Below are 4,416 nucleotides of genomic sequence, written 5' to 3' on the forward strand. Positions count from 1 at the left end.
CTTTCTGGCAGCAGTCTCAGCCGCCGAACTCCTCCAGGCCCTTCAGCGCCTGGTCCAGCAGCGCCTGCCGGCCCTCCAGCTCCTTGGCCAGCTTGTCCGCGCGGGCGTTGTTGCCCTGGGCACGCGCGGTGTCGATCTGGCCGCGCAGCTTGTCCACCGCGGCCTGGAGCTGACCGGTCAGACCCGCGGCGCGGGCACGCGCCTCCGGGTTCGTCCGGCGCCACTCGGACTCCTCGGACTCCAGGAGCGCCCGCTCCACCGCCTGCATCCGGCCCTCGACCTTCGGACGGGCGTCACGCGGTACGTGGCCGATGGCCTCCCAGCGCTCGTTGATGGACCGGAACGCGGCACGGGCCGCCTTGAGGTCCTTCACCGGCACCAGCTTCTCGGCCTCGGCGGCGAGCTCCTCCTTGAGCTTGAGGTTCTCGCCCTGCTCGGCGTCCCGCTCCGCGAAGACCTCGCTGCGGGCGGCGAAGAAGACGTCCTGAGCACCGCGGAAACGGTTCCACAGGTCGTCCTCGGCCTCGCGCTGGGCGCGGCCCGCCGCCTTCCACTCGGTCATCAGGTCGCGGTAGCGCGCGGCCGTGGTCACCCAGTCCGTGGAGCCGGACAGCGACTCGGCCTCGGTGACCAGCTTCTCCTTGGCCTTGCGGGCGTCCTCGCGCTGGGCGTCCAGCGCGGCGAAGTGGGCCTTGCGCCGCTTGGAGAAAGCCGAGCGGGCGTGCGAGAAGCGGTGCCACAGCTCGTCGTCCGACTTGCGGTCGAGGCGGGGGAGACCCTTCCAGGTGTCCACCAGCGCCCGCAGCCGCTCACCGGCGGAGCGCCACTGCTCGCTCTGCGCCAGCTCCTCCGCCTCGGCGACCAGCGCCTCCTTGGCCTGCTTGGCCTCGTCGGTCTGCTTGGCCTTCTGCGCCTTGCGCTCCTCGCGGCGCGCCTCGACCGTCGCGACGAGCGCGTCCAGCCGCTTGCGCAGCGCGTCCAGGTCGCCCACCGCGTGGTGCTCGTCGACCTGCTGCCGCAGATGATCGATGGCCGTCGTCGCGTCCTTCGCCGACAGGTCGGTGGTCTTCACCCGCCGTTCGAGGAGGCCGATCTCGACCACAATGCCGTCGTACTTGCGCTCGAAATAGGCCAGAGCCTCCTCGGGGGAACCGGCCTGCCACGATCCGACGACCTGCTCGCCCTCGGCTGTACGCACGTACACGGTGCCCGTCTCGTCGACGCGGCCCCACGGGTCGCTGCTCACAGCGCCTCCTCCACCTGATGCCTGCGAGGGGGTTCGCCCCCCGGGCATCGTCCACAGTTTCCTGGGGCGGGCATCGCCCGCCCTGCACAACGCCAATCTAGGCGACCGGCCACCCGGCTGTCCGCACTCAGCGCGGCTGAAATTCTCCGCTCCGGCACAACGAGGGAAGCCCCTTCGTGCCGGGGCCGCCCGGGGCCGGTCGCCGTCCCACCGGTTCAGCTCTTCTCGACGGACGCCTTCTCGACCGTCACGGCCTTCTTCGGGGCGCCGTCGCCCGCACCGCCCTCTACACCGGCCTCGCCGACCTTCTGGACGGCCTTCAACGAGGCGTCGTCCATCGTGCCGAACGGGGTGTAGGTGGGCGGAAGCTTCGTCTCCTTGTAGACCAGGAAGAACTGGCTGCCGCCGGAGTCGGGCTGGCCGGTGTTGGCCATCGCGACCGTGCCCGGCAGGTAGACGACCGTGCCGTCGGCGCCGGCCTTGCCGAGCGCGTCCAGGTTCTCGTCCGGGATGTTGTAGCCCGGGCCGCCCGTGCCGTCCCCCTTGGGGTCGCCGCACTGGAGCACGAAGATGCCCTGGGTGGTCAGCCGGTGGCACTTGGTGCCGTCGAAGTAACCCTTGTCGGCGAGCGCCTTGAAGGAGTTCACGGTCTGCGGGGTCTTCGCCGCGTCCATCGAGAACCCGATGTCACCCTGGCTCGTCGTGAGCGACAGTGTGTACGTCGCCTTCTTGTCGATCTTCATCGCGGGGAGCGGGGCCTTGCTCTCGCTCTCCGAAGGCTCCGGAGCGGGGCTCTGGCTCGCCGCCGCGTCGCTCTTCTTGTCCTTGCCGTCGTCCTTGCCCGCCACGACGAACGCGCTCACGCCCACGACGGCGACGACGGCCACCGAGGCGGCGACTATCGCGGTGATGCGCCGCGTCCTGCGGCGGGCCTCCTCCCGGCGCTTCTGCTGGCGCTCGAACTTTTCCCGGGCGAGCTGCCGTCGCCGCTGTTCGCTGCTGGACACCGGTGGGGCTCCTTGTTACGTCGTGAGATGAGGGCCTGAGTTGCCCGTACCGTATATGGGTTACCTGTGTCATGAGGAGCGCCGGTAGGCTCTGATCTGCCGCATCCCTTGCCGCTGCCGCATTCTCCGGACGAACATTAAGGACGATCGTGCTCATTGCCGGGTTCCCCGCCGGGGCCTGGGGGACCAATTGCTATCTGGTCGCCCCCGCCGCCGGTGAGGAGTGCGTGATCATCGACCCGGGCCACCAGGCCGCCCAGGGCGTCGAGGAAGCGCTGAAGAAGCATCGGCTCAAGCCCGTCGCCGTCGTGCTCACCCACGGCCACATCGACCACGTCGCCTCGGTCGTCCCCGTCTGCGGCGCCCATGACGTCCCCGCCTGGATCCACCCCGAGGACCGCTACATGATGAGCGACCCGGAGAAGGCCCTCGGCCGCTCCATCGGGATGCCGCTCATGGGCGAGCTGACCGTGGGGGAGCCGGACGATGTCAAGGAGCTGACCGACGGGTCGAAGCTGACCCTGGCCGGTCTGAAGTTCGGCGTCTCGCACGCGCCCGGCCATACCAAGGGGTCGGTGACGTTCGGGATGCCCGAGGCCGCGGACATCCCGCCGGTCCTCTTCTCGGGCGACCTGCTCTTCGCCGGCTCCGTCGGACGCACCGACCTGCCCGGCGGCGACCACGCCGAGTTGCTGGAGTCGCTGGCCCGTGTGTGCCTGCCGCTCGACGACTCGACCGTGGTGCTGTCCGGCCACGGCCCCCAGACGACCATCGGCCGCGAGCGCGCCACGAACCCGTTCATGAACGGGTTGGACGCTGCGCCGCGCCGAGGACTGTAGACGAGAGACGTATACACGTGAGCACCTTTCAGGCCCCCAAGGGCACGTACGACCTGACCCCGCCCCGTTCCGCGACGTTCCTGGCGGTGCGCGAGGCCATCTCCGCGCCCCTGCGCGACTCCGGCTACGGCTACATCGAGACGCCCGGCTTCGAGAACGTCGAGCTGTTCGCGCGCGGTGTCGGTGAGTCCACCGACATCGTCACCAAGGAGATGTACACCCTCACCACCAAGGGCGGCGATCAGCTGGCGCTGCGCCCCGAGGGCACCGCGTCGGTGCTGCGCGCCGCTCTGGAGGCCAACCTCCACAAGGCCGGCAACCTCCCCGTCAAGCTCTGGTACTCCGGCTCGTTCTACCGCTACGAGCGCCAGCAGGCGGGCCGCTACCGCCACTTCTCGCAGGTCGGCGCCGAGGCGATCGGCAGCGAGGACCCGGCCCTGGACGCCGAGCTGATCATCCTGGCCGACCAGGCGTACCGCTCGCTGGGCCTGCGGCAGTTCCGCATCCTGCTGAACTCGCTGGGCGACAAGGCGTGCCGCCCGGTCTACCGCGAGGCGCTCCAGACCTTCCTGCGCGACCTGGACCTCGACGAGGAGACCCGCCGCCGCATCGAGATCAACCCGCTGCGCGTCCTGGACGACAAGCGGGCCGACGTACAGAAGCAGCTCACCGACGCCCCGAAGCTCCGCGACTACCTGTGCGACGCGTGCAAGGCGTACCACGAAGAGGTCCGCGCCCTGATCACGGCGGCCGGGGTCGCGTTCGAGGACGACGAGAAGCTGGTGCGCGGTCTCGACTACTACACCCGTACGACCTTCGAGTTCGTCCACGACGGTCTCGGCTCGCAGTCCGCGGTGGGCGGCGGCGGCCGTTACGACGGCCTCTCCGAGATGATCGGCGGCCCCGAGCTGCCGTCCGTCGGCTGGGCACTCGGCGTGGACCGCACGGTCCTCGCCCTGGAGGCCGAGGGCGTCGACCTTGACCTGCCCGCCACCACCAGCGTCTACGCGGTCCCGCTCGGCGAGGAGGCCCGCCGGGTCCTGTTCGGCGTCGTCACCGAGCTGCGCCGCGCGGGGATCGCGGCCGACTTCGCGTTCGGCGGCCGCGGCCTGAAGGGCGCGATGAAGAGCGCCAACCGCTCGGGCGCCCGCTACACCCTGGTCGCGGGCGAGCGCGACCTCGCCGAGGGCGTCGTCCAGCTCAAGGACATGGAGTCCGGCGAGCAGAGCGCGGTGCCGCTGGCCGAGGTCCCGGCGGAGCTGGCGAAGCGGCTCGGCTGAGAGAGCCGTGAGCGGGGCGCGGGCTGCGGGACCTCAGGTCCCGC

At 70.6% G+C, this 4,416-nt stretch carries 4 protein-coding genes; 2 read left to right on the forward strand and 2 right to left on the reverse strand.

Features of this window, described 5'->3' with window-relative positions; genetic code table 11:
- Positions 1-16: 16 nt before the first annotated feature.
- Entirely contained in the window at positions 17-1,246 is a 1,230-nt protein-coding gene (locus ACFWM7_RS33995; RefSeq protein WP_383268274.1) for a DUF349 domain-containing protein, read from the reverse strand.
- A 215-nt stretch (positions 1,247-1,461) separates the two neighbouring features.
- Entirely contained in the window at positions 1,462-2,253 is a 792-nt protein-coding gene (locus tag ACFWM7_RS34000) for a peptidylprolyl isomerase (RefSeq protein WP_383268276.1), read from the reverse strand.
- 149 nt (positions 2,254-2,402) lie between these two features.
- On the opposite strand from ACFWM7_RS34000, the gene ACFWM7_RS34005 reads away from it, so the two are divergent.
- Positions 2,403-3,092: an MBL fold metallo-hydrolase gene (locus ACFWM7_RS34005; RefSeq protein ID WP_383268279.1), complete on the forward strand. Its 690-nt coding sequence runs from the start codon at positions 2,403-2,405 to the stop codon at positions 3,090-3,092.
- A 17-nt stretch (positions 3,093-3,109) separates the two neighbouring features.
- Complete coding sequence (hisS, locus tag ACFWM7_RS34010) at positions 3,110-4,372, forward strand: histidine--tRNA ligase (protein WP_383268281.1); 1,263 nt, start codon at positions 3,110-3,112, stop codon at positions 4,370-4,372.
- Positions 4,373-4,416: the final 44 nt, after the last annotated feature.

Origin of the sequence: Streptomyces sp. NPDC058375 (assembly GCF_042723425.1) — a bacterium.
Taxonomy (GTDB): domain Bacteria; phylum Actinomycetota; class Actinomycetes; order Streptomycetales; family Streptomycetaceae; genus Streptomyces; species Streptomyces durocortorensis.